This window comes from Duganella sp. P38 (assembly GCF_050859475.1).
Taxonomy (GTDB): Bacteria; Pseudomonadota; Gammaproteobacteria; order Burkholderiales; family Burkholderiaceae_D; genus Rugamonas.
Window position 1 is genome coordinate 2,263,240 of record NZ_CP193936.1, and the last position, 23,081, is coordinate 2,286,320.

Genomic DNA, 23,081 nt, shown 5'->3' on the forward strand with positions numbered 1-23,081 from the left:
ATTCTACAGGCAATCTACGGGTTTGACTGATCGCGAGGGAAAACCATGACTGCAATCGATACGCACGCCGTGTTGGCGCTGCTGCGCGAGGTTGGCGCCGGGCTGTGCGCGTCCTTTTGGCGCGGCCGGCCGCAGGATCTGCTGCCGGCCGAAGACCGGCTGCGGCAGGCGCTGGCCGCGCACTATCCGGCCATCGCCTGGGCCGACGGCGCGCTCAGCGAGGCCCATGCCGCCCGCGGCGAATACTGGATCGGCGACGTGGTGGATGGCGCCACGCCATTCGAGCGCGGCATCCCGCACTGGAGCCTGTCGCTGACGCTGATGCGCGAAAACAGGCCGGTGTTCGCCGCCGTCTACGACGCCATGCATGACGAGATGTTCCACGCGCTGTGGCGTCACGGCGCCTGGTGCAACGACGAGCCGATACGCGTCAGCGCGGGACGCGGGCAGCCGCTGGTCGCCACGCGTGGCCTGGGACCGGCGTCGCTGCAGCTGGCGTATGTGGCCTGCGGCCGGCTGGATGCCTTCTGGCAGCGCGGCAATGACGGTTACCTCTGCGCCGGCGGCGCGCTGCTGGTGCGCGAGGCCGGCGGCGACACGACGCAAATCGATGGCCAGCCTTACCGGCTGGCTTCGTCAAGCATGGCCGCCGGCGGCGCGGCGGGCCTATTGCTTGTTGCCTCCCTTGGATGATTGCTCGGAGCCGCGGTTTTTGTCGGCCGCCGCGCGCGCCGCCGACTGGCGGCTCTCGCCGCCCTTGCGGCCGATGGCTGCCATGTGCTCGCGGTCCCGGCTGACGGCTTCGCCGCCTTTCTGCCCGGCCCGGCGCGCCTCCTCGGAATCGAATTCGTGCGCCGTGCCTTTCTGGTGGGCGGCCTGTCCGCCCTTGCTGGCGATGGCGCGCTGTGTGGCTTCATCCATGGCGGCGAAGCCGCGCTTGGCCGTGCCTTTGGGTTTGTCATTCGTGGTATTGCTGGCCATATGAACCTCCGTCGGATATTGAAAGAAAACAGCAGGTGGCCCTGCTGTTCTGTGTGGTTAGAGTTGCAAGGTTGACGGAAGTTCCAGTTAATGGCGCAACTGGCTGCCCGGCTGGAAGCGCGCCAGCTGTTCGGCGGCGCGCGCGGTGCGCGCCGCCACCTCGTGCGCCACGTCTTCGGCCATGGCGTTGGCGGAACGGCGCACCGCCGGCAGGTGGGCGGCAGCGCTCTGCGAGACGCCGGCCTGGCAGCGGCTGACGATTTCGGCCATGCGGCGCTGGTAGCGGATCAGGGCCGGGCTGGCGCCGGGCAGGAACTGGGCGGCGACGGCGGCGCCGAGCTGGCTGGCGTCGTGGCTGGCCATCAGGCGCTGCGTGTTGGCGCCGGCTTCGGCGATAAGCTCGCGGCCCAGTTGCAGATGCAGTTCGCTCAGGCTTTGCGCGGCTTCGACCATGCGCTGCGACATGTCGACGTAGAGGCCGAGCAGGGTTTCGAGGTGGGTGCGAAAGGCGGGGGAGGGGAGTGGTGGGAACATATAGGGTCCTCGGCGTGTTGGCGGTATTTGCATAGACGCCGAGGCGGACGGAAGGTTCCCCGATTTATGGTGTCGCCACCTGCAATACCAGCTTGCCGAAGTTCTTCCCTTCAAACAGCATGTTCAGCGCCTGCGGGAAGTGCTCCAGGCCCTGCACCACGTCTTCCTTGCTCTTGACCTTGCCTTCCTTCATCCAGCCGGCCAGCGCGGCGACGCCGAGGTGGTAGCGGTCGGCGTAATCGAAGACCACGATGCCTTCCATGCGCGCGCGGTTGACCAGCAGCGCCAGGTAGTTCGACGGTCCCTTCACCGGCGTGGTGTTGTTGTACTGCGAGATGGCGCCGCAGATGACGATGCGCGCCTTCAGGTTGATGCGGGTGAGCACGGTGTCGAGGATCTCGCCGCCGACGTTGTCGAAGTAGACGTCCACGCCCTGCGGGCAGTGCTGCTTGAGACCATCCTTGACCGAGTCGTTCTTGTAATCGATGCAGGCGTCGAAGCCGAGCTGGTTGACGACGAAGTCGCACTTGTCCTTGCCGCCGGCGATGCCGACCACGCGGCAGCCGAGCTGCCCGGCGACCTGGCCGACGGTCTGGCCGACCGCGCCGGCCGCGCCCGACACCACCACCGTCTCGCCGGCCTTGGGCTGGCCCGATTCGAGCAGGCCGAAGTAGGCGGTCATGCCGGGCATGCCGAGCGTGTTCAGGTAGGTGGTCAGCGGCGCCAGCCTGGGATCGATCTTGAAGAAGTTGCCGGCCTTGTCGTCGGCCGCGCCGGTCCAGTAGCGCTGCACGCTGGGGCCGCCTGAGACGTGATCGCCGACGGCAAACTGCGGCGACTTCGACTCGACCACCACGCCGACGCCGCCGGCGCGCATCACCTCGCCGATGGCGACCGGGCGGATATAGGATTTGCCCTCGTTCATCCAGCCGCGCATGGCCGGATCGAGCGACAGGTACAGCACCTTGACGCGGATTTCACCATCGGCCAGCGGGCGCAGCGGCTCCTCGACCTGTTGCCAGTCGCTGTCCTTGACCATGCCGACCGGGCGCGCGGCCAGGCGGAATTGCAGATTTGTCTCCATGTATTTCCTCCTTGTGTGGGGTGATGACGACTATATCTCAAATTGCACGAGCGTGCTATTTTTGTCGCAACGGGCCAGCCGTGCGACAATAGCTCTCTTTTGTCCGATTTTTCTCACGCGAGTCATGAGTCTTCCCGAATATATTCTGACACTCTCCTGCCTGGACCAGCGCGGCATTGTGCACCGCGTCTCCGGCTTCCTGGCCGACCATGGCTGCAACATCATCGACTCCGCCCAGTTCGGCGACAGCGAATCGCGCCTGTTCTTCATGCGCGTGCATTTCGCGCGCGAGGATCAGGGCGTCAGCGACGAGCTGCTGCGCGCCGACTTCAGCGCGCTGGCGGCCGCCATGCAACTGGACTGGGAGCTGCGCGACGCCCACTACAAGCCGCGCGTGATGCTGATGGTGTCGAAGATCGGCCACTGCCTCAACGACCTGCTGTTCCGCTACAAGAGCGGCCTGCTGCCGGTGGAGATTCCGGCCATCGTCTCCAACCACATGGACTTCTACCAGCTGGCCGCCAGCTACAACATCCCGTTCCACCACCTGCCGCTGGCCACCGGCGCGCCGCTGGCGGACAAGCGGGCGCAGGAAGCCAGGATCATCGAGCTGGTCAACACCCACAAGATCGACCTGGTGGTATTGGCGCGCTACATGCAGATCCTGTCGCCGGAGCTGTGCGAAGCGCTGAAGGGCAAGGCGATCAACATCCACCACTCCTTCCTGCCGAGCTTCAAGGGCGCCAAGCCGTATGCGCAGGCGCATCACCGCGGCGTCAAGCTGATCGGCGCGACCGCGCACTTCGTCACCGGCGACCTCGACGAAGGCCCGATCATCGAGCAGGACGTCGAGCGGGTCGACCACGCGATGGACGCGGAGACGCTGTCGGCGATCGGCCGCGACGTCGAGTGCGTGGTGCTGGCGCGTGCGGTCAAATGGTTCGTCGAGCACCGGGTGCTGCGGAACGGCCAAAAGACCGTGGTATTCAACTAAGAGATTTATTCGATGGCCCTCAAAGCAACTATCTACAAAGCAGAACTCTCGATTGCGGACATGGACCGCAATTACTACGAAACGCACCAGCTGACGCTGGCGCGCCACCCGTCCGAAACCGACGAGCGCATGATGGTGCGCCTGGTTGCCTTCGCCATCCACGCCAACGAAGCGCTGAGCTTCACCAAGGGCCTGTTCGACGTCGAAGAACCGGACCTGTGGCACAAGGACCTGACGGGGGCGATCGAGCTATCGATCCAGGTTGGCCAGCCGGACGAAAAAGTCATCCTGAAAGCCTGCGGCCGGTCGGAGCACGTCTACGTCTACAGCTACGCCGCCACCAGCCACATCTGGTGGAAAGGTCTGGCCAACAAGGTCGAGCGCTGCAAGAACCTGACCGTGGTGGACCTGGACGCGGCCGCCACCGAGCAGCTGGCCGCGATGGCCCAGCGCACCATGCAACTGCAATGCACGATCCAGGACGGCCAGATCTGGCTGACCGACGGCGCCACCACCGTAGAAATCGCCCGCGAAGTGCTGAAGTCCGAGCGCTAAACCCGGGGTCAGGTCTGACAAGCGCACACGGGCTCAACTGCTGCGCAGTTGAGCCCGTGTGCGTTTGTCAGACCTGACCCCGGGTTTATTTCACCACCGCGCCGCCTTTCATCACCCACTGGACTTGCTCCAGTGTGCGCACATCGTTGAGCGGCTCGCCGTCTACCGCGATGAGGTCGGCATATTTGCCGGCTTCGATGCTGCCCACCTTGTCGCTCCATCCCAGTAGATCGGCGGCGTTGACGGTGGCGCTGCGGATCGCCTGCGCCGGCGTCATGCCGAGCTTGACCAGTACCGCGAACTCGCGCGCATTCAGGCCGTGCGGGTAGACCGCGGCATCGGTGCCGAACGCGATCGGCACGCCGGCCTTGATCGCCTTGCCGATGTTGATGCGCGCCTGCGGCAGCACCACCCTGGCTTTGTCCAGCAGCGGCTTGGGCAGCTTGATGGCTTCGGCGTTTTCGATCAGCCAGTCGCCGAGGTAGAGCGTCGGCACCAGGTAGGTTCTATGCTGCTTCATCAGCTGAATGCCTTCGTCGTCGATGTAAGAGCCGTGCTCGATCGAGTCGACGCCGGCCAGCACCGACAGCTTGATGCCGTCGCCGCCGTGCGCGTGGGCTGCGGCCTTGCGGCCGAGGCGATGGGCGTCGCCGATGATGGCTTTAAGCTCGTCGAGCGTGTATTGCGAGGTGCGCGGATCGTCGCCGAACGACAGCACGCCGCCGGTGGCGCAGATCTTGATGACGTCGGCGCCGTATTTGATGTTGCGCCGCGTGACCTTGAGCGCTTCGTCGACGCCGTCCGCCACGCCCAGCGCGCTGGCCTTGTATTCGGGCGCGTGCATGGTGTCGTCGCAGTGGCCGCCGGTGATGCCAAGCGCCGGGCCGGAAGCGGCGATGCGCGGGCCGGGCACGTCGCCGTCGTTGATGGCGTCGCGCAGGCCGATGTCGGCGTAGCCGTCGGCGCCGACGTCGCGGATGGTGGTGAAGCCGGCGCGCAGCGTGACCAGCGCGTTGCGCGCGCCGTGCAGGGCGATGCGCGGGATCGATTTGGCGATGATGCCGTAGCCGGCGTCCTCCGGGCTGCCGGTGATGTGGGTGTGGGTGTCGATCAGGCCTGGCAGCAGGGTTTTGTGGCCGAGGTCGATGAGCTTGGCGTCGGCCGGGATCGGCAACCGGCTGCCGGCGGCGACGATGCGCTCGCCGCTGATGAGGACCACGGCGTTGTCGATCAGCGTGCCGTTGCGCACGTCGACCATGTGGGCGGCTTTGACGGCCGTGATGTCGGCGGCGCTGGCGGTGGCCGCGCAGCATAGCAGGATGGATGAGGCGATCGCTTTCAAGTACATCTCCTTCTTGTGGTGTTTTATTGAGGAGAGCCAAACCGAGCTCATTCCCGAGCGTACTCGGCAATGATGGCGAAAGCTAGAATATTTTTTCATGGGCGCTCGTGCTGATAACCTTTACAAGCAGCTGTTTTCGCATCCGGAAATCGTGCGCGATCTGGTGCTGGAATTTCTTGCGGCCGACTGGGCGCGGACCTTGTCGGTGCACGCGTTCGAGCGGGTCAACGCCAGCTATGCCAGCGACCGCGGCCGGACGCGGCATCAGGATGTGGTGTGGCGCGCGCATATCGGCGGTGAGTGGGTATATGTCTACATTCTGCTGGAATTTCAGGCGCGGCCGGATAAGTGGATGGCGTTGCGCATGCAGGTGTATGTGGGCTTGCTGTATCAGGATCTGGTGGCGCAGCACAAGTTGAGCAAGCATGGCAGATTGCCGCCAGTGTTGCCGATTGTGTTGTACCACGGACGCCGGCCCTGGCGCGCGGCGACGCGCTTGGCCGATTTGATGCTGCCGGCGCCGACAGGGCTGGAGCGTTTTCAGCCCGGCCAGCAATATTTGCTGCTCGATCAGCATCATGCTGGCGCGCATGCTGATATCGTGAGCCTGCTGTTCCGCCTGTTAAGCGCGAGTACGGATGCCGCGATGCGGGCAGCCCTGGATGACGTGGCGGAACGGATCAGGGAGCGCGATCTGGACCCGGCGCGCGAAAGCCTGGTACGCTGGATCCAGCTGACCTTGCAGGACGCGGCGGTGCAGACTAGCATGGATCTGGAGGAGGCGTTCACCATGAAAATGCGGCGAAAATTCACTTACGACGAAATGTTCGATCCCGGAATGTTTGAGCGGCCTATCGCCAAAGCACGCGAGAAAGCCATTATCGAAGGTCTGGCGCTGGGCCGAGAGCAAGGCCGAGAGCTGGGACTGGCGGAAGGACGAGAGCAAGGACTGGAACAAGGACTGGAACAAGGGCTGGAACAAGGGCTGGAACAAGGGCTGGAACAAGGGCTGGAACAAGGACTGGAACAAGGACTGGAACAAGGGCTGGAGCAAGGCTTGGAACGGGGCCGTGTGGAGGGCGAGCGTCTGGCGCTGCAGCGCCTGGTGCAGCGCCTGCTGCCGGATGATTGCGCGCAGGCTGAGGTGGCGGCAGCGATCGCTGCCGCCGATGCGGAACAACTCAGCCGCTGGATCGCGGCACTGTTTAAAGGTGTGTCTCCCCGGCAGTTGTTCGCCGGGGCGGCAGCGCCTAAACGCCCATCAGCGAGACCGACTTGGTGTTCAGGTAGGCTTCCAGCGCCTCCGGACCACCTTCCGAACCATAGCCGGAATCTTTCACGCCGCCGAACGGCATTTCGGCGCTTGGCGTTGCCGGCTGGTTCAGCCACAGCATGCCGACTTCCACGTTGTGCATCAGCTGATGCGCATTCTTGATCGAACGCGTGAAGGCATAACCCGCCAGGCCGAACGGCAGGCGGTTCGACTCGGCAATCGCTTCGTCGAGCGTATCGAAGCCGCGTATCGCCGCCAGCGGACCGAACGGCTCATCATTGAACACGCTGGCGTCCAGCGGCACATCGGCCAGAATGGTTGGCGCAAAGAAGTTGCCCTCGGTGCCGATGCGCGCGCCACCGGTCGCCACATTCGCGCCCTTGGCACGCGCATCTTCGACGAACTGCGTCATCGCCACCACGCGGCGCGGATTGGCCAGCGGCCCCAGGGTCGTGCCTTCGACCAGCCCGTTGCCCAGTTGCAGGCGCTCGGCGTGCGCCACCATCGCGCGGGTGAACTCGTCCTTGATGCTGTTGTGCACCAGGAAGCGGGTAGGGGAGATGCACACCTGGCCGGCGTTGCGGAACTTGGCGCCGCCGGCTGCTTCCACGGCCAGCGCGACGTCGGCGTCTTCCGCCACGATCACCGGCGCATGGCCGCCCAGCTCCATCGTCACGCGCTTCATGTGCGCGCCGGCCAGCGCCGCCAGCTGCTTGCCCACCGGCGTCGAACCGGTGAATGTCACCTTGCGGATCACCGGATGCGGAATCAGGTAGTTCGAAATCTCGGCCGGGTCGCCGAATACCAGGCCTACCGTGCCGGCCGGCACGCCGGCGTCGATGAAGCACTGGAACAGCGCTGCCGGCGAGGCCGGGGTTTCCTCCGGCGCCTTGCACAGGAACGAGCAGCCGGTGGTCAGCGCCGCCGCCAGCTTGCGCACCACCTGGTTGATCGGGAAGTTCCACGGGGTGAACGCCGCCACCGGGCCGACCGGCTCCTTCAGCACCAGTTGCTGCGCCGCCGGGTTACGGGACGGCACGATACGGCCGTACACGCGCATGCCTTCGGCCGCGAACCAGTCGATGATGTCGGCGCCGGCCAGCGCCTCGGCGCGCGCCTGCGCCAGCGGCTTGCCCTGTTCCTGCGTCAGCAGACGGGCGATCTCGTCGGCGCGCTCGCGCAGCAGCGCGGCGGCGCGCCACAGCGTGGCGGTGCGCTCGAACGCCGGCACCTTGCGCCATGCCTCAAAACCCTTTTGCGCGGCGGCCAGCGCGCGGTCCAGGTCGGCCTTGCTGGCGTGCGCCACGGTGCCGATCGGCTTGCCGGTGGCTGGATTCACCACAGGGATGGTCTTGCCGCCGGTTGCCTCGGTCCACTCGTTGGCGATCAGAAGGCGGACGTCTGGGTAGCTGGTAGTAGTCATAGAAATCTCCGGTCATGTAAGAGGGGCGCGGCTGTCTCAACGCGCCTGCAACCGCTACTTTGCCAGAAATCCGCAAACCCGGTATTCCCTGCCAAAAAGCAGGTCTTATACAGTTTTGCTTGAGGTTAACAAAAAACCGCAATATAATTTTCACTATTCGAATTAAAGTTCGCATTCCGAATAAAGTGCAGCAAGGTACAATTCGCTATCCGAACTATTAATGAGGTAATGAAAATGAAAGAGACTGCCGCGCCGGCCGATGCCAAGAACACCGTGCAATCGCTGGCCAAGGGCTTCAAGGTGCTGCAGGCGTTCACCGCGCAGGAGCCGGAACTGACGATGGCCGAGGTGGCCCGCAAGGCGGGCCTGGACAACGCCACCGCGTTCCGCTTCCTGAATACGCTGGTGAGCCTGGGCTATGTCGACAAGGTCGACAACAGCCGGCTGTTCCGCCTGTCGCTGAAGGTGCTGGACCTGGGCTTTCACGCCATCGGCCGCTCGGACTTGCGGACCCGCGCGCGGCCCATCCTGCGCGGCCTGGTGGGCGAGGTCAACGAGGCGGCCTCGATCGGCGTGCTGGACGGCAGCAGCGTGATGTATGTCGAGCGCGTGCAGGCCGGCCTGACGCAGTTGGGCGTCGACGTGCGCATCGGCAGCCGGGTGGCGGCGTATTCCAGCGCGGTGGGGCAGGCGATCCTGGCCTGGCTGCCGCGCGAGCGGCAGATTCAGGTGCTGGAAGGCCAGCCGCGCGTGCAGCTGACCGCGACCACGCTGACCGAGCTCGACGCCTTGCTGGCGCGGCTGCAACAGATTCGCGGCCTCGGCTACGCGGCCTCGAACCAGGAAACCGTCAGCGGGCTGTATGTGCTGGCGGCGCCGGTGCTGGACATCGACGGCATGCCGGTGGCCGCCTTGAGCGTGGCGGCGCCGGCGCACCGCAGCACCTTGCAGCAGTTCCAGGACAACACGCTGGGCGCGGTGCTGGAGGCGGCGCAGCAGTTGTCGCGGTCCTTGCACGCGACCGGCGGCTATGCGGGGACGGCGATCAGCTAGGTAGCCACGCGACAGCGCAGCGACAGGGGGCACGGAGACATGAACACGTTCGGAGCGGCGGACACCATGATCATCATCGCGATGGTGGTGCTCTACATTGCGCTGACCGCGTGGCTGGCGGCCCGCTCGCGCAGCACCTCGTCGAGCGAGTTCATGGTCGGCGGCCGCAGCATGTCGGCGCTGGTGGTCGGTATTTTGATGGTGTCGGAGTTCGTCGGCGCCAAGTCGACCATCGGCACCGCGCAGGGCGCGTTCGAATCGGGCATGGCGGCGTCGTGGGCGGTGCTCAGCGCGGCGCTCGGCTTCCCGCTGTTCGGGCTGTTCCTGGCGCGCAAGCTGTACAACTCGGGCGAGTACACGATCTCCGGCGCGATCTTCCAGCGCTACGGCCGCTCGACGCAGCTGATCGTGTCGCTGATCATGATTTACGCGTTGTTGCTGGTGAACGTCGGCAACTACGTCAGCGGCGCGGCGGCAATCGCCACCGTGCTGCACATTGACTTGCCGCTGGCCGCGCTGATTATCGCGCTGGTCAGCACGTTTTACTTCGCGTTCGGCGGCATGAAGAGCCTGGCCCACGTGAACATCTGGCATAGCGCGCTCAAGTACCTGGGCGTGCTGATCGTGCTGGCGGTGGCGCTGAGCATGACTGGCGGCGTGGCGCCGATCCGGGCGGCGCTGCCGGCGTTTTATTTCACGTGGGACGGCACGCTGGGCGCGTCGACCATCGTGGCGTTTTTTATCGGGAATATCGGCGCGATTTTTTCGACGCAGTACATCGTCCAAGCGATCTCGTCGACGCGCAGCGCCAACGGCGCGCGCTGCGCGTCCTTCATCGCCGGCGCGCTGGCGATCCCGCTGGGCGTGGCGCTGGGCTTGATCGGCGTGGCCGCGCGCTATCTGTATCCGGATATGCAGAGCCTGTACGCGCTGCCGATCTTTTTGCAGCACATGAATGTGTTTTTGGCCGGGCTGGTGACGGTGTCGCTGGTGGCGGCGATTTTTGCCGGCGTCAGCACGGTGGCGCTGGCCATCGCCTCGCTGGTGGTCAGGGACTTTTACGTGCCGTTCTACCAGCCGTCGGCCGAGCGCGAGTTTCGCGTCACCCGCTGGCTGGCGCTGGGCATCGGTTTTGTGCCGCTGGTGTTTGTGCTGTTTGCGCCGGGCTTGTTGCATCTGTCGTTTTTCACGCGCGCCTTGCGCCTGTCGATTTCGGTGGTGGCCGTGATCGGACTGTATCTGCCTTTCTTCGGCGGCAACCGCGGCGCCACCGCCGGGCTGCTGGCGGCGACGCTGACCACCACCGTCTGGTACCTGCTGGGAGATCCCTACGGTATCGACAATATGTATATCGCGCTGGTAACGCCAGCGATCGTGATCCTGGCCGCGCGTCTGCTCGGCGGGACCCGGTATTCGCGCTGACGGCGCGGTAGGCCAGGCTGGCGGCTAGTGCGGCGCCGCCTGGGTGTTTGTCGCCCTGCGCGACCTCATTTGGAAAAGCTATGAAACAACCTAAACTCCTGATCCTGGGCGGCGCGCTGCTGTCCGGCGCCTGCGGCATGGCCGCCGCGCAATCGACCGTCAGCATGTACGGCATTGTCGATGTCGGCATCACGCACATCGACAACCTGCCGGGCGGGTCCAAGACCTATATGCGCTCCGGCTCCAAGGACGGCAACCGCCTGGGCTTCCAGGGCAGCGAGGATCTGGGGGGCGGCCTGAAAGCCATCTTCAAGCTGGAGGCCGGTTTCAACACCGATGACGGCACCGCCGGCCAGGCAGGCAGCCTGTTCAACCGTGCCGCCTTCCTCGGCCTGAGCGACAAGAAACTCGGCACGCTGACGCTGGGCCGCCAGTATTCCTCGTACTTCGACGCCGTCAATCCGCTGGGCCCGGTGCCGGTGGTGACCGGCGCGGCCGGTGACCACCCGGGCGATATCGACGGCTTCGACATCACCATCCGCAGTAATAATTCGATCAAGTACACCTCGCCAAGCTGGAACGGCTTTACCGCCAGCGCCATGGTGGCGGCCGGCGAACAGGCCGGCCACGCCGGCAGCGGCGGCGAGCACAGCGCGTCGGTCAGGTACGAAGGCGGCGGCTGGCGCCACGCGCTGGCCTACCAGGTGCTGAAGAACGGTCCCAACCAGACCAACTGGGACCCGGCCGCGTCGACCAGCTTCTCCAAGTCGGCGCTCAACGCCGGCTACCTGTCGGCCTCCTATGTGCAGTATGTGGCCGCCGCCACGCGCTACCAGAAAGCCAACTGGAGCTTGGGCGGTTCGTTCAGCAATGTGCAGTACCACGCCAACGCCGCTTCGCTGTTCCGCGACACCGCCACCTTCAACACCGGCGCGCTGCTGGCGACCTGGCAGACCGGCACGCCGTGGCTGCTGGGCGCAGGTTTCACCTACACCCGCGCCACCCGCGCCAACGGCATCGATGACAACGCCAACTACCGCCAGTTCTCGCTGCAACAGGCGTACTGGCTGTCCAAGCGCACCTCGATCTACATCCTGGAAGCGACCCAGCGCGCGCGCGGCCGGACCGTCGGCGCGGACGGCGTCAGCCTGATCGACGCCAACGCCACGGTGGGCGTGTCGCAATCGGGCACTGTCGCCTCGAACCGCAACCAGATGCTGCTGGGCATCGGCCTGCGTCACGCGTTCTAAGCACATGGCGCCCGCGTGCCAGCGCGGGCGCCTAAGACCAAGGTGAACATAATGGCACTCACGAGACGAAAATTTTTACTGGGCGCGGCAACCGTGTCAGCCACCTGGCTGACCTGGAGCGGCGTGCCGGCATGGGGACTGGCGCCGGCCCCGCTGCAGGAGCAATTCATGCAGGTATCGGCGCTGCTGGTCAATCACCGGCTGGACGCGCGCGTCGGCGCGCGCATGGCCGCGGCGGCCGCTGAAAAGTACCCGCAGTACGCGCAGATGATGACCTCGATCATTGGCATCGCCAACGCCAGGCAGGCGCACGAGGTGGAAGACTTCTTCGCCGACATTCCGGAAGGTCCGCTGCGCGAGTTCGCACACTGGATCATCTTCGCCTGGTACACCGGCTGCGCATCGCCGAAGAAAGACGCGCAGGTGTTCGCCTACGAAACGGCGCTGACCTACCAGACCACGGCCGATGCGGTGGCGATTCCTTCCTATGGCTTCTCCGGCCCGAACCAGTGGGGCCGTCCTATCGTGCCGCTGACGCCGATGCCGAGTTTCTGAAAGACCCTATCATGCCTATCTCAACAAGCGCCGACGTCGTCATCGTCGGCACCGGCGTCGTCGGCGTGGCGATTGCCGAAACCCTGCTGGACGCCGGCATCTCGGTGCAGATGCTGGAAGCCGGCCCGCGCGTCAGCCGCGCCGAAGTGGTGGAAAACTTCCGCAACCTGCCGCTGGCGCTGAAGGGCGACCCGTCGTCGTGCTACCCGCCGGCGCAATGGGCGCCGCACCCGATGCCGTCGCACGAAACTGCCGAGGACGCCTACCTGCAACTGAGCGGCCCGGACCGCTACGCGCAGACCTATATCCGCTATGCCGGCGGCTCGACCTGGCACTGGGCCGGCACCTGCTGGCGCCTGACGCCCGACGATATGCGGCTGCAAAGCAAATACGGCGTCGGCCGCGACTGGGCCTTCGACTACCAGACGCTGGAACCGTACTACGCCCGCACCGAACACACGCTGGGCATCTGCGGCCCGGCCGACCCGGCGCTGCAATGGCCGCGCGGCGCAGACCTGCGCTCCAGGCCGTACCCGATGCCGCCGCTGCCGTTCGGCCCCGGCGAGCAGCGCTTCACCGATGTGGTGAAAACGCTGGGCTACAACAATATCCCTACCGCGCAGGCGCGCAACAGCGGCACCGCCTATGACGACCGCCCGGCCTGCTGCGCCAACAACAACTGCGTGCCGGTGTGCCCGGTCGGCGCCAAGTACGACGCCGCCACCGCGCTGGCGCGCATCGAGGCCAAGGGCGCGGTGATCACGCCCAACGCGGTCGCCTACCGCGTCGAGAGCAACGCCGCCAACCGTATCGAGGCGGTGCACTATCTCGACCAGAACAAGCAATCGCACCGCGTCACCGGCAAGCTGTTCGTGCTGGCCTGTAACGGCATCGAAACGCCGAAGCTGCTGCTGATGTCGAAGGACGACCGCAATCCGAACGGCCTGGCCAACAGCTCCGACCAGGTGGGCCGCAATATGATGGACCACCCGCAGCTGACCATGACGCTGACGCTGGAGGAACCGTACTGGGCCGGCGTCGGCCCGGTGGTCAACAGCGGCATCATGGAAACCTCGCAGGGCGATTTCCGCAGCGAGCACGCTGGCGCCTACTTCCGTTTCAACAATTTCGCGCGCAACCGCTTCGTCACCTTCAACGCCCTGAAGAAGGGCCTGGTGGGCAAGGCGCTGGACGCGGAAATCCGCCGCATGACCGCCTGCACCGCCGACATCGTGCTGGCGCACGAGGTGCTGCCGGACCCGGACAACCGCCTGACGCTGTCCGACAAGCGCGACTGGCTGGGCCTGCCGAAGCCGGCCATCCATTACGACGTCGGCGACTACACGCGCAAGGCGGCCGAGCAATACTCGATCCCGATCGGCAAGCGCATCGCCGCCGCCATGGGCGCTACCGACATCAAGATCAGCCCAAAATTCAATCAGAGCAAGCACATCATGGGCGGCACCATCATGGGCAACGACCCGGCCAACTCGGTGGTCAACGCCGACTGTCGCGCGCACGACCACGACAACCTGTACCTGCCGGGCGGCGGCGCCATGGCCAGCACGGCCTGCGGCAACAGCACCATCACCATGGTGTCGCTGGGCTTCAAGGCAGCGGACGCCATGGTGCGCCAACTGAAGGGGGCATGATGATGCGTAGCGTACTCATGCTGCTGGCAGCGCTGGCGCTGCACGCCGAAGCGGCCACTTTCGACAGCGCCACCGTGGAACGCGGCCGCTACCTCGCCACCGCCTCCGACTGCATGGCCTGCCACACGGCGCGCCACGGCAAGGAGATGGCCGGCGGACTGCTGCTGTCTTCGCCTGTGGGGGATATCGTCTCGACCAACATCACGCCGTCGAAGCAGTACGGCATCGGCAACTACACGGAACAGCAGTTCAGCGATGCCGTGCGCAAGGGCATCCGCGCCGACGGCCAGAACCTGTATCCGGCCATGCCGTACACCGCCTACGCGGTGATGACCGACGACGACATCCACGCCATGTACGCCTACTTCATGCAGGACGTGCAAGCGGTGGAGCAGGACACCAGGCCGACCGCGCTGCCGTTCCCGATGAACGTGCGCGCCTCGATGAAGGTGTGGAACGCCATATTCCTCGACGCCAAGCCGCTGAAGCCGGAACCACAGCGTTCCGAACAATGGCTGCGCGGCCGCTACCTGGCTGACGGCGCCGCCCATTGCAGCAGCTGCCACACGCCGCGCGGCCTGCTGATGCAGGAGAAGAAGGAGCTGTACCTGACCGGCGCGCAAGTCGGCCCGTGGTATGCGCCGAACATCACCTCGCATCCGACCGCCGGCATCGGTAGCTGGAGCGAGGCGGAACTGGTGCAGTATCTGCGCACCGGCCGCGTCGAAGGCAAGGCGCAGGCGGCGGGCAGCATGGCCGAGGCCATCAGCTACAGCTTCAGCCGGCTGAGCGATGCCGACCTGAAGGCGATCGCCGTCTACATCAAGGACCTGCCGCCGGTGGCAGGCGAGGACCCGGTGTCGCGCTTCAACCGGGGCCAGGCCGGCAATGCGCTGCCCAGCTTCCGCGGCAAGGGCTTTACCGAGAGCGTCAAAGGGCCGCATCTGGGCGCGCAAGTGTTCTCGGCCAATTGCGCTTCCTGTCACGGCGCCAACGGCCAGGGCACGGCCGATGGTTACTACCCGAGCCTGTTCCACAACTCGGCCACCATGAACAACAGCAATCTGCTGGCCACCATCCTGTTCGGCGTCGAGCGCGAAACCAGGGACGGCCATGTGTTCATGCCGCCGTTCGGCGATCAGGCGAACGCCGTCAACCATTTGTCGAACGACGAAGTGGCCGCGCTGGCCAACTATATCCAGGTCAGCTACGGCAGCGGCGCGCCGGGCGTGAAGGCGGAAGACGTGGCGGTGATCCGCCAGGGCGGTCCGCAATCGCACCTGGTGCTGCTGGCGCGGCTCGGCATGATCGTCGGCCTGCTGGCGCTGGCGGCGCTGATTATTGTGGCACTGCGCCGTCGCCAATCGAAACAAGGGGAATGAGATGAAAACGCATCCAATGTCGCGCCGTGGCGCGCTGAAGGTGGTGGGCGCGGTGATGCTGTCCGGCGTGGCCGGCCAATTGCTGCTGAATACGCGCGCCAGGGCGGCGCTGGCGCCTGCCGGTCAAGGCTTGCAGGATTTTATCGCCGTGTCGCAGGAATTGACCGGCAAGGCCGAACTGAACGCCACGCTGGCGCTGGCGCTGCACGCGGCCTTGCAAAAGGCCACGCCCGAATTCGACGCCGCGCTGCTGAAACTGAAGGACACGCTGGCCGCGCAGGGCGAGCCGGACAAGTCGCTGGTGCAGGCCATCCTGCAAGGCTGGTATCTGGGCGTGGTGGGCAAGGGCAAGCAAGCTGTCTGTGTCACCTATGTGGACGCGCTGTCCAACCTGCTGGTGGCCGATGTGCTGGTCCCGCCCAGCTATTCCTACGGCCCGTGCGGCACGTGGTCGGCCAAGCCGTGAGCAACTCTGAAAGAATGCTATGAACAATACTAATTCGGCCGATGTGGTCGTCATCGGCGGCGGCATCTGCGGATCGCTGCTGGCCCGTAAGCTGGCTCTGGCCGGCAGCTCCGTGCTGATGCTGGAATCCGGCCCGCGCGTCGGTCGCGGCGAGCTGGTCGAGCGTTATCGCCATTCGGCCTTCAAATCGGACTTCATGGCGCCGTATCCGTTCTCGGAAATGGCGCCGCACCCGGTCTTTACACCGGAACCCAACAAGTACATCGAACAGACCGGCCCGCACGCCTTCCAGGCGCAGTACATCCGCATGCTGGGCGGCACCAGCTGGCACTGGGCGGCGCAGATGTGGCGCTTCCTGCCGAGCGATTTCCGCACGCAGTCGCTGTATGGCGTCGGCAAGGACTGGCCGATCAGCTATGACGATCTGGAACCGTACTACTACGAGGCGGAAGTGATCGCCGGCGTCGGCGGTTCGCCCGATACCGGTTCGCCGCGCGCCAAGCCGTTCCCGATGGAGCGGGTGCCGGCTTCGTACTTCCAGCAGCGCGTGACCGAGCGCCTGGCGCCGAAGTTCAAGGTGCAGGACGATTGCACCGCGCGCAACAGCCGCAGCTTCGATGGCCGTCCGGCCTGCTGCGGCAACAACAACTGCATGCCGGTGTGCCCGATCGACGCGCAGTATCACGGCGGCATTTCAGCCACCAGCGCCGAACAGGCGGGCGTGCGGATCGTGACCGAGGCGGTGGTGTACAGCCTGGAGCATGACGCCAGCGGCGCGATCGTGGCAGTCAATTACTACGACTGGAACAAGGTCAGCCACCGCGTGACCGGCAAGACTTTTGTGCTGGCCGCCAACGCCATTGAATCGGCGCGGCTGCTGCTGATGTCGACCAGCGAAAAATTCCAGAATGGCATGGCCAACAGCAATGGCTTCGTCGGCCGCAACCTGTGCGACCACCCGGCGATTGGCGTGACTTTTGATATGGACGAGCCGGTATGGCCGGGCCGTGGTCCGGTCAGCCCCTGTTCGATCGGCGATTTCCGCGATGGCGCTTTCCGTTCCAGGCATGCGGCATTCCGTATCGATATTTCCAATGCGTCGCAAGTGGCGTCGGTGACCAAGGAGCTGATTGGCGAGGGCGTGTATGGCGTCAAGCTGGAAGGCGCGATCCGCGACCGCGCTTCGCGCCGCGTCAGCATCAAGAATGCGCTGGAACAGCTGCCTGATCCGAACAACCGCGTCACGCTGGGCAAGAACAAGGATGCGCTGGGCCTGCCTGTACCGAGTATCTACTGGGATATGGACGAGTACGTGCTGAAGGGCACGGAGGCGACCCGCCAGCGTTATGACGAGATCGCCAGACAGCTGGGCGCCACCAACATCAAGCACAGCAAGGCTGGCGCGTTCAGCAACCGTCAGCACATCACTGGCACGCTGTCGATGGGCAAGGACGCGGCGACCAGCGTGACCGATCCGTTCGGCCGCGCGCACGATCACGCCAACCTGTACATGGTCGGCACCGGCGTCATGCCGACGGTCGGCACCTGCAACGTTACGCTGACCGCCGTGGCGCTGGCCCTGCGCACTGCGGACAAGATTCTGTCGGAGGCACGTCATGGCTAAGCTGATTCAATCCGTGCTGGCTGGCGCCGGCGCAATGCTGCTGGCGGCCATGGGCGCGTCATATGCCGAACCGGCCGCCGCGACAGCCCCGGTTGCCGCGCGCGCGCCGACCGCCGCTTTGCCGGCAGCCGATGCAACAGCCCCGGCCATCGCGCACGCGCCGACCGCCGCTTCGGCCACTGCCGCTGGCTCTGGCTCACCGGCCGCGCAGATCGAGCGCGGCAAGTATCTGGCTACCGCTGGCGACTGCGTTGCCTGCCACACGCAAACCGGCAAGGCGCCGTTCAGCGGTGGCGTGGCGATCGCCAGTCCGCTGGGCACGATCTACTCGACCAACATCACGCCATCGGCCAAGGCCGGCATTGGCGGCTACACGCTGGAACAGTTCAGGCGCGCCGTGCGCGGCGGCGTACGCGCCGACGGCAGCCATCTGTACCCAGCCATGCCGTACACCGCCTACGCCAGGCTGACCGACGACGACACCGCCGCCCTGTATGCCTACTTCATGCACGGCGTCAGCGCCAGCGACACGCCGACTCCGCAGACCAAGCTGCCATTCCCGTTCAACATCCGCGCCTCCATGGCCGTATGGAACGCGATGTTCCTCGACACGCAGCCGTTCGTGGCGGACAAGAGCAAATCGGTCGAATGGAACCGTGGCGCCTATCTGGCGCAAGGGCTGGCGCATTGCAGCACCTGCCACACGCCACGCAACTTCCTGATGGCCGAAAAGCACGAGCTGTACCTGCAAGGCGGCTCGCTCGGCACCTGGTACGCGCCGGCCATCACGCCCGGCAAGAACGGCTGGGACCAGCAAGCGCTGGCCGATTATCTGCGCACCGGCCACGCCAACAACGGCGCCACCGCAGGCGGCCCGATGCTAGAAGCGATCGACAAAAGCTTCAGCAAAATGGACCCGCAGGACGTCAAGGCGATGGCCGTCTACCTGAGCGACCTGCCGGGCGCGCGCCGTGACAGCGCGCCGGCCGCCGTGGTGCCGCCAGTGTCCGGCAGCGACATCGCCGAACTGGCCGGCAAGGCCAGCGCCGGCGAGCAGCTGTACCGCAACAACTGCGCGGCCTGCCACCAGAACAACGGCGACGGCATGCGCGGCCTGCCCGCGCTGCGCAACCACGCGGTGCTGCAACACCCGAACGCGGACAACGTCAGCATGGCGATCCTTGAAGGCGTTTGGCCGGAAGAAGGGCAGGGCATGCCCGGCTTCGCGCACGAGTTAAGCGACCAGCAGATCGCCGATATCACCAACTACGTGATGACCACCTTCGGTCCCGGCCAAGCCGGCACCGACGAGCATCGCGTGGCCTTACTGCGCAAGGGCGGCGAAGCATCGCCGCTGCTGTGGCTGGCACGCGGCGGCATGCTGGCCGCTGTCGCCGCCGCGATTGCGCTGCTGTGGCTGTGGCGTCGCCGCAGGGCCGCATAAGCGTCTCACCCCGCCGCCACAGCACCAGCGGCGGGGCAACCCAATCAAAAAGGACTCATCATGAAGTGGTTTTACGATCTGAATATCGCAAAAAACTGATCCTGTCGTTCAGCGTGGTGCTATTGCTGACCTTGATCCTTGGCTTTACCACCATCGGCAGCATGGGCCGGCTGAACGTGGCGTCCCAGAAACTCTCAGAACAATCGCTGCCGAGCATGCGCTACATCCTGGCGCTGAAGGCGGCAGTCAACACCAAGCGCCGCTACGAGATGGAGCAACTGCTGAGCGACAACCAGGAGCACGTCGCCCGCTACGAGCAGCTGATTGCGCGTATGCTGAGCAAAGTCGACAAGCTGCAACATCAGTATGAAAGCACTACCTCGTCGACCGAGGAGCGTCGGCTGCTGGCGAATTTCGTGCGCGTGCGCACGGCCTACTCGGTCCAGCGACGCAAGATTTCCGAACTGGCGCGCGCCGGGCATCGCGACGAGGCGGTGGCGCTGGCGACCGGGAGTTCATTCGAGCTGATGAACCAGCAGGCGGACGCGCTGGACAAGATCGCCGAATACACGCAGGCCAGCGGCGAGGCGGCGGCGGCCGGCGCCGAGCAAGCTTACCAATCGGCGCGCAACGTGGTGATCGGCGTGCTGGTGCTCGATATTGCCGCCGGCGTGATGCTGGCGCTGTGGCTGGCCCGCATCGTCTCGCAGCCGCTGCAACGCGCGGTGGCGGTGGCGCGCCGGGTGGCCGATGGCGACCTGACCGCCGAGGTGCACGTCAGCTCGGCCGATGAAACCGGCCAGCTGATGGAGGCGCTGAAGCATATGAACGGCAGCCTGCAGCGCCTGGTCGGCCAGGTGCGCGGCAGTACCGACACCATCGCCACCGCCTCGACCCAGATCGCCGCCGGCAACCAGGACTTGTCCTCGCGTACCGAGCAGCAGGCCAGCTCGCTGGAAGAAACCGCGTCGTCGATGGAAGAGCTGACTTCCACCGTCAAGCAGAACGCCGATAACGCGCGCCAGGCCAACACGCTGGCGCTGTCGGCTTCGAGCATCGCGGTCAAGGGCGGCGACGTCGTGGGGCAGGTGGTGGACACCATGGCTTCGATCAATGCCTCGTCGAAGAAGATTGTCGATATCATCGCGGTGATCGACGGCATTGCATTCCAGACCAATATTCTCGCGCTGAACGCGGCGGTGGAGGCAGCGCGCGCCGGCGAGCAGGGACGCGGCTTTGCCGTGGTGGCGTCGGAAGTGCGCACGCTGGCCCAGCGCTCGGCTGCCGCCGCCAAGGACATCAAGACCTTGATCGGCGATTCGGTGGCGCAGGTGGAAAACGGCACGCAACTGGTCGATCAGGCGGGGGCGACGATGCAGGAAATCGTCTCCAGCATTACCCGCGTGGCGGACATCATGAGCGAAATCACGGCCGCCAGCCAGGAACAGAGCGCCGGCATCGAGCAGGTCAACCAGGCCATCACGCAGATGGACCAGGTGACCCAGCAGAACGCCGCCCTGGTCGAACAGGCCGCCGCTGCGGCCGAGGCCATGCAGGAGCAAGCCAGCGGCCTGAGCCAAATGATGAGCGCATTCAAGCTGGCGCCGGCGGCGTCGCCATCGGGCAGCTATCCGATCGCATTGCAATAAGGGTAAGATGGCGGCATGAAAAAACTCATCGCCTCCATTTTTTTGCTGGCTACGGCCAGCGCGCATGCCGAACCGCCGGCCGGCCAGAATGCATTGTCCGGCGCGCAAATCCGCGTCGACGTCGGCGGCCGCAAGCTGAATATGTATTGCGCCGGCAAAGGTGCGCCGACAGTCTTGTTTGAGGCCGACGCCGGCCGCGCGGGCTGGGATTGGTCGGCGGTGCTGCCTGAAGTGGCCACGCGCACCCGCGCCTGCGTCTATGATCGCGGCGGCTTTGGCGCCAGCGATCCGATCATCCGCGAGGCGACGGTGGCCAATGCCAGCAAGGATCTCAGCTTTTTGATCAAGAATGCGCGCCTGGAGGCGCCGTTTGTGGTGGTCGGCGCCGGTTATGGCGCGATGGTGGCGCAGCACTTTGCGCTACGCTCACGCAATGCTCCGGTGGCCGGCCTGGTGTTGGTGGCGCCGCTGCACGAGGATGCGTTGCCGGCGGACCGCGAGGCCCGCCTGGATGCGGTGCTGGCCTGCCTCAAGCTGGCCGAGCAGGGCAATACCAGCGCCGACTGTTCCTACCCGGCCAGCAGCATCAATGGCGAGATTGGCCCGGCACTGGCGGCCGCGCAGGCGGCGCAAGTGCGCAAGCCGGCCTACTGGCGCGCCCGCGCTTCCGAACTCGACAGCTTGCCCGCGAGCGCCCAGCAGTTGCGCGCCGCGCGCAAGCCGTTCGGCGGCCTGCCGGTGGTCGAGGTCCGGCAGGCGGAACCCGCCGCCATCATCGCAGCGCTCAGCCAACTGCTTGACCAGCTGGCGCCCTGAGTTACTGCGGCGCGGCGCCGACGCGGCGCACGCCGCCCGACCCCATGACGTTCTTGCTGACCTGCGGGTCGCCGTAGTAATCGATATCGCCCGAGCCGGCAATGCTGACGCTCAGCGTCTTCTGCGCCCACACGGTCGCGCGGCCCGAGCCGCCGATGCTGACGGTTGCCTCGCGCGCCTGCAATTGGCCAGTCTGCACCTTGCCCGAGCCGCCGATCGACACCTGCAAGCGCTCGGCATTGCCGGCCGCTTTCAGGGTGCCGCTGCCGCCCAGCGCGATCGACACCGATGCGCCTTCCAGCTGATCGACATTGATCGACCCCGAGCCGCCGACATCGATGTTGATGTCTTCACCGCGCAGCTTGTCGGCGCTGACACGGCCGGAGCCGGCGATCGACAGCTTGTCCAGCGAGCGCACCTGCACGATGATTTTCAGGTGGCGCGTATCGAGCCGCGTGTTGTTTTTGGCCGGACGGATGCGCAGCGTGCCGTTTTCCACCACGGTTTCGATCAACGGCTGGATGTTGTCGTCGGTTTCGACCGTGACGCCCTCGGTGCTGCCGCTGCGGATATCGACGTCGCCGCTGACCGCCAGCGACAGCGCGTGGAAATGGCCCACTTCGCGGTTCTGCTTGACGATCTTGCCGCTGCCCTGCACGCGCTCGCCGCCGCTCAGCCAGCTGAGCGGGCCGGCATGGGCCGTCATCAGGGGGCGGTGGCGGCCAGCAGGCCGGCGGACAGCAGCAGGGAAGGCAGAATGCGATTGACGGTCATGAGGTTCTCCTATTGATCTTGAGCCTGCATCCTAACGCCATGCCGCCGCCAGCGATACCGGCTTGCGACGGAATGCAGCATGGGCGGAGCAGAATGCAGCGGGCCGGGCATGGGCTGCGCATGAGGTATCATGCTGCCTATGCTTACTATAACCATCAAACAGGGCAAGGATAAGCGCCTGCTGGCCGGCGACATCCTGATCTACGCCACCGCCGTCGAGCGCGTGGACGGTCGCCCGCAAGAAAAAAACAAGCCGGGCGCCACCGCCATCGTGCAAACCTCGTCGCGCCAGTTTCTGGCCCGCGCCGCCTACAACCCGAAATCGGAGATCGTGGCCCGCATCTGGAGCTACAAGGAAGACGAGCCGGTCGACCATGCGATGATGAAACGCCGCGTGCGCGCCGCCGTCGCCAAGCGCGCCGCCGCCGTGCGCGCGGCCGCGCCGACCGACCTCGTGCCGGTCATCCGCGGCGACGACGACGGCCTGCCCGGCCTGCTGGTCGACAGCTGGGGCGGCGTCTCGGGCTACCTGATCTGCCAGTTCCAGTCGGCCGGCGTCGACGCCTGGAAAGTGCCGATCGTGCAGGCGCTGCTGGCCGACACCGGCTGCCCGAACGTCTACGAGCGCTGCGATGAGCTGGTCCGTAAATCGGAAGGCCTGCCGGTGTTCTACCGTGCGCTGGCTGGCGAGGAGCCGCCCGAGCATGTGCTGGTCACCGACCAGGGGCAGCGCTTCAGCATGGATTTACGCAACGGTTTCCGTTATCCCAAGCTGAAAGATTGAAAAAGTTTCGGTAATGCAAGATTT

21 protein-coding genes and 1 pseudogene are annotated in these 23,081 nt (G+C 65.6%); 16 read left to right on the forward strand and 6 right to left on the reverse strand.

Features of this window, described 5'->3' with window-relative positions:
• Positions 1–45 precede the first annotated feature (45 nt).
• Positions 46–693, forward strand: a complete 648-nt coding sequence (locus tag ACRQ5J_RS10455) for an inositol monophosphatase family protein (RefSeq protein WP_432383158.1) — start codon at positions 46–48, stop codon at positions 691–693.
• Here ACRQ5J_RS10455 and ACRQ5J_RS10460 read toward each other — a convergent pair.
• From ACRQ5J_RS10460 to ACRQ5J_RS10470, 3 genes are all read right to left on the reverse strand, one after another.
• Entirely contained in the window at positions 667–981 is a 315-nt protein-coding gene (locus ACRQ5J_RS10460; RefSeq protein WP_432383160.1) for a KGG domain-containing protein, read from the reverse strand. The two genes, ACRQ5J_RS10455 and ACRQ5J_RS10460, sit on opposite strands and share 27 nt — an antisense overlap.
• An 87-nt stretch (positions 982–1,068) precedes the next feature.
• Positions 1,069–1,515 carry a phasin family protein gene (locus ACRQ5J_RS10465; protein WP_432383162.1) on the reverse strand — a complete coding sequence of 149 codons (447 nt, stop codon included), beginning with the start codon at positions 1,513–1,515 and terminating at the stop codon, positions 1,069–1,071.
• Between the two features lie 64 nt (positions 1,516–1,579).
• A complete protein-coding gene (locus tag ACRQ5J_RS10470; RefSeq protein WP_432383164.1) occupies positions 1,580–2,599 on the reverse strand; it encodes an NADP-dependent oxidoreductase in 1,020 nt (339 codons plus the stop codon).
• A gap of 124 nt (positions 2,600–2,723) precedes the next feature.
• Here ACRQ5J_RS10470 and purU point away from each other — a divergent pair, with 124 nt between their 5' ends.
• Both purU and ACRQ5J_RS10480 read left to right on the forward strand, forming a co-directional pair.
• Complete coding sequence (purU, locus tag ACRQ5J_RS10475) at positions 2,724–3,593, forward strand: formyltetrahydrofolate deformylase (protein ID WP_432383166.1); 870 nt, start codon at positions 2,724–2,726, stop codon at positions 3,591–3,593.
• 12 nt (positions 3,594–3,605) lie between these two features.
• Complete coding sequence (locus ACRQ5J_RS10480) at positions 3,606–4,148, forward strand: YaeQ family protein (RefSeq protein ID WP_432383167.1); 543 nt, start codon at positions 3,606–3,608, stop codon at positions 4,146–4,148.
• A gap of 85 nt (positions 4,149–4,233) precedes the next feature.
• Here ACRQ5J_RS10480 and ACRQ5J_RS10485 read toward each other — a convergent pair whose 3' ends face one another.
• Entirely contained in the window at positions 4,234–5,496 is a 1,263-nt protein-coding gene (locus ACRQ5J_RS10485) for an amidohydrolase family protein (RefSeq protein WP_432383169.1), read from the reverse strand.
• Between the two features lie 91 nt (positions 5,497–5,587).
• Between ACRQ5J_RS10485 and ACRQ5J_RS10490 the strand changes: the two are divergent.
• Positions 5,588–6,058, forward strand: a pseudogene (locus ACRQ5J_RS10490) (Rpn family recombination-promoting nuclease/putative transposase); the annotation flags it as partial.
• A gap of 682 nt (positions 6,059–6,740) precedes the next feature.
• On the opposite strand, the gene ACRQ5J_RS10495 reads toward ACRQ5J_RS10490, so the two are convergent.
• The gene (locus ACRQ5J_RS10495; protein WP_432383171.1) at positions 6,741–8,186 is read right to left on the reverse strand and encodes an NAD-dependent succinate-semialdehyde dehydrogenase; all 1,446 of its coding nucleotides are present in this window, start codon (positions 8,184–8,186) and stop codon (positions 6,741–6,743) included.
• 234 nt (positions 8,187–8,420) lie between these two features.
• On the opposite strand from ACRQ5J_RS10495, the gene ACRQ5J_RS10500 reads away from it, so the two are divergent.
• The 11 genes from ACRQ5J_RS10500 (at position 8,421) to ACRQ5J_RS10550 (ending at position 21,499) form a co-directional block, all read left to right on the forward strand.
• Complete coding sequence (locus ACRQ5J_RS10500) at positions 8,421–9,239, forward strand: IclR family transcriptional regulator (RefSeq protein WP_432383173.1); 819 nt, start codon at positions 8,421–8,423, stop codon at positions 9,237–9,239.
• A 39-nt stretch (positions 9,240–9,278) separates the two neighbouring features.
• Complete coding sequence (locus ACRQ5J_RS10505; protein ID WP_432383175.1) at positions 9,279–10,661, forward strand: sodium:solute symporter family protein; 1,383 nt, start codon at positions 9,279–9,281, stop codon at positions 10,659–10,661.
• An 80-nt stretch (positions 10,662–10,741) separates the two neighbouring features.
• On the forward strand, positions 10,742–11,911 hold the full coding sequence (locus tag ACRQ5J_RS10510) for a porin (RefSeq protein ID WP_432383177.1): 1,170 nt from the start codon (positions 10,742–10,744) through the stop codon (positions 11,909–11,911).
• A 51-nt stretch (positions 11,912–11,962) separates the two neighbouring features.
• Positions 11,963–12,466: a sugar dehydrogenase complex small subunit gene (locus ACRQ5J_RS10515; RefSeq protein WP_432383178.1), complete on the forward strand. Its 504-nt coding sequence runs from the start codon at positions 11,963–11,965 to the stop codon at positions 12,464–12,466.
• An 11-nt stretch (positions 12,467–12,477) separates the two neighbouring features.
• Positions 12,478–14,118: a GMC family oxidoreductase gene (locus ACRQ5J_RS10520; RefSeq protein ID WP_432383180.1), complete on the forward strand. Its 1,641-nt coding sequence runs from the start codon at positions 12,478–12,480 to the stop codon at positions 14,116–14,118.
• Positions 14,119–14,120: 2 nt separating this feature from the next.
• The gene (locus tag ACRQ5J_RS10525) at positions 14,121–15,500 is read left to right on the forward strand and encodes a c-type cytochrome (protein WP_432383182.1); all 1,380 of its coding nucleotides are present in this window, start codon (positions 14,121–14,123) and stop codon (positions 15,498–15,500) included.
• A gap of 1 nt (position 15,501) precedes the next feature.
• The gene (locus ACRQ5J_RS10530) at positions 15,502–15,966 is read left to right on the forward strand and encodes a sugar dehydrogenase complex small subunit (protein WP_432383184.1); all 465 of its coding nucleotides are present in this window, start codon (positions 15,502–15,504) and stop codon (positions 15,964–15,966) included.
• Positions 15,967–15,985: 19 nt separating this feature from the next.
• The gene (locus ACRQ5J_RS10535; RefSeq protein ID WP_432383186.1) at positions 15,986–17,590 is read left to right on the forward strand and encodes a GMC family oxidoreductase; all 1,605 of its coding nucleotides are present in this window, start codon (positions 15,986–15,988) and stop codon (positions 17,588–17,590) included.
• Positions 17,583–19,034, forward strand: coding sequence for a c-type cytochrome (locus tag ACRQ5J_RS10540; protein ID WP_432383188.1), 1,452 nt, complete (start codon positions 17,583–17,585; stop codon positions 19,032–19,034). Before ACRQ5J_RS10535 ends, ACRQ5J_RS10540 begins: the two co-directional genes overlap by 8 nt.
• Before the next feature lie 65 nt (positions 19,035–19,099).
• A complete protein-coding gene (locus tag ACRQ5J_RS10545) occupies positions 19,100–20,683 on the forward strand; it encodes a methyl-accepting chemotaxis protein (protein WP_432383190.1) in 1,584 nt (527 codons plus the stop codon).
• A gap of 15 nt (positions 20,684–20,698) precedes the next feature.
• A complete protein-coding gene (locus tag ACRQ5J_RS10550; protein WP_432383192.1) occupies positions 20,699–21,499 on the forward strand; it encodes an alpha/beta fold hydrolase in 801 nt (266 codons plus the stop codon).
• 1 nt (position 21,500) lies between these two features.
• Here ACRQ5J_RS10550 and ACRQ5J_RS10555 read toward each other — a convergent pair whose 3' ends face one another.
• Positions 21,501–22,205, reverse strand: a complete 705-nt coding sequence (locus ACRQ5J_RS10555) for a head GIN domain-containing protein (RefSeq protein WP_432383194.1) — start codon at positions 22,203–22,205, stop codon at positions 21,501–21,503.
• 207 nt (positions 22,206–22,412) lie between these two features.
• Between ACRQ5J_RS10555 and ACRQ5J_RS10560 the strand changes: the two genes are divergently transcribed.
• A complete protein-coding gene (locus tag ACRQ5J_RS10560) occupies positions 22,413–23,057 on the forward strand; it encodes an SAM-dependent methyltransferase (protein ID WP_432383625.1) in 645 nt (214 codons plus the stop codon).
• The last annotated feature ends 24 nt before the right edge of the window (positions 23,058–23,081 follow it).

What these genes read in the sequence shown, in the direction of transcription:
- ACRQ5J_RS10455 (WP_432383158.1), top strand. Translation starts at nt 46, where the DNA reads ATGACTGCAATCGATACGCACGCCGTGTTGGCGCTGCTGCGCGAGGTT.
- ACRQ5J_RS10460 (WP_432383160.1), bottom strand. Translation starts at nt 981, where the DNA reads ATGGCCAGCAATACCACGAATGACAAACCCAAAGGCACGGCCAAGCGC.
- ACRQ5J_RS10465 (WP_432383162.1), bottom strand. Translation starts at nt 1,515, where the DNA reads ATGTTCCCACCACTCCCCTCCCCCGCCTTTCGCACCCACCTCGAAACC.
- ACRQ5J_RS10470 (WP_432383164.1), bottom strand. Translation starts at nt 2,599, where the DNA reads ATGGAGACAAATCTGCAATTCCGCCTGGCCGCGCGCCCGGTCGGCATG.
- purU (WP_432383166.1), top strand. Translation starts at nt 2,724, where the DNA reads ATGAGTCTTCCCGAATATATTCTGACACTCTCCTGCCTGGACCAGCGC.
- ACRQ5J_RS10480 (WP_432383167.1), top strand. Translation starts at nt 3,606, where the DNA reads ATGGCCCTCAAAGCAACTATCTACAAAGCAGAACTCTCGATTGCGGAC.
- ACRQ5J_RS10485 (WP_432383169.1), bottom strand. Translation starts at nt 5,496, where the DNA reads ATGTACTTGAAAGCGATCGCCTCATCCATCCTGCTATGCTGCGCGGCC.
- ACRQ5J_RS10495 (WP_432383171.1), bottom strand. Translation starts at nt 8,186, where the DNA reads ATGACTACTACCAGCTACCCAGACGTCCGCCTTCTGATCGCCAACGAG.
- ACRQ5J_RS10500 (WP_432383173.1), top strand. Translation starts at nt 8,421, where the DNA reads ATGAAAGAGACTGCCGCGCCGGCCGATGCCAAGAACACCGTGCAATCG.
- ACRQ5J_RS10505 (WP_432383175.1), top strand. Translation starts at nt 9,279, where the DNA reads ATGAACACGTTCGGAGCGGCGGACACCATGATCATCATCGCGATGGTG.
- ACRQ5J_RS10510 (WP_432383177.1), top strand. Translation starts at nt 10,742, where the DNA reads ATGAAACAACCTAAACTCCTGATCCTGGGCGGCGCGCTGCTGTCCGGC.
- ACRQ5J_RS10515 (WP_432383178.1), top strand. Translation starts at nt 11,963, where the DNA reads ATGGCACTCACGAGACGAAAATTTTTACTGGGCGCGGCAACCGTGTCA.
- ACRQ5J_RS10520 (WP_432383180.1), top strand. Translation starts at nt 12,478, where the DNA reads ATGCCTATCTCAACAAGCGCCGACGTCGTCATCGTCGGCACCGGCGTC.
- ACRQ5J_RS10525 (WP_432383182.1), top strand. Translation starts at nt 14,121, where the DNA reads ATGCGTAGCGTACTCATGCTGCTGGCAGCGCTGGCGCTGCACGCCGAA.
- ACRQ5J_RS10530 (WP_432383184.1), top strand. Translation starts at nt 15,502, where the DNA reads ATGAAAACGCATCCAATGTCGCGCCGTGGCGCGCTGAAGGTGGTGGGC.
- ACRQ5J_RS10535 (WP_432383186.1), top strand. Translation starts at nt 15,986, where the DNA reads ATGAACAATACTAATTCGGCCGATGTGGTCGTCATCGGCGGCGGCATC.
- ACRQ5J_RS10540 (WP_432383188.1), top strand. Translation starts at nt 17,583, where the DNA reads ATGGCTAAGCTGATTCAATCCGTGCTGGCTGGCGCCGGCGCAATGCTG.
- ACRQ5J_RS10550 (WP_432383192.1), top strand. Translation starts at nt 20,699, where the DNA reads ATGAAAAAACTCATCGCCTCCATTTTTTTGCTGGCTACGGCCAGCGCG.
- ACRQ5J_RS10555 (WP_432383194.1), bottom strand. Translation starts at nt 22,205, where the DNA reads ATGACGGCCCATGCCGGCCCGCTCAGCTGGCTGAGCGGCGGCGAGCGC.
- ACRQ5J_RS10560 (WP_432383625.1), top strand. Translation starts at nt 22,413, where the DNA reads ATGCTTACTATAACCATCAAACAGGGCAAGGATAAGCGCCTGCTGGCC.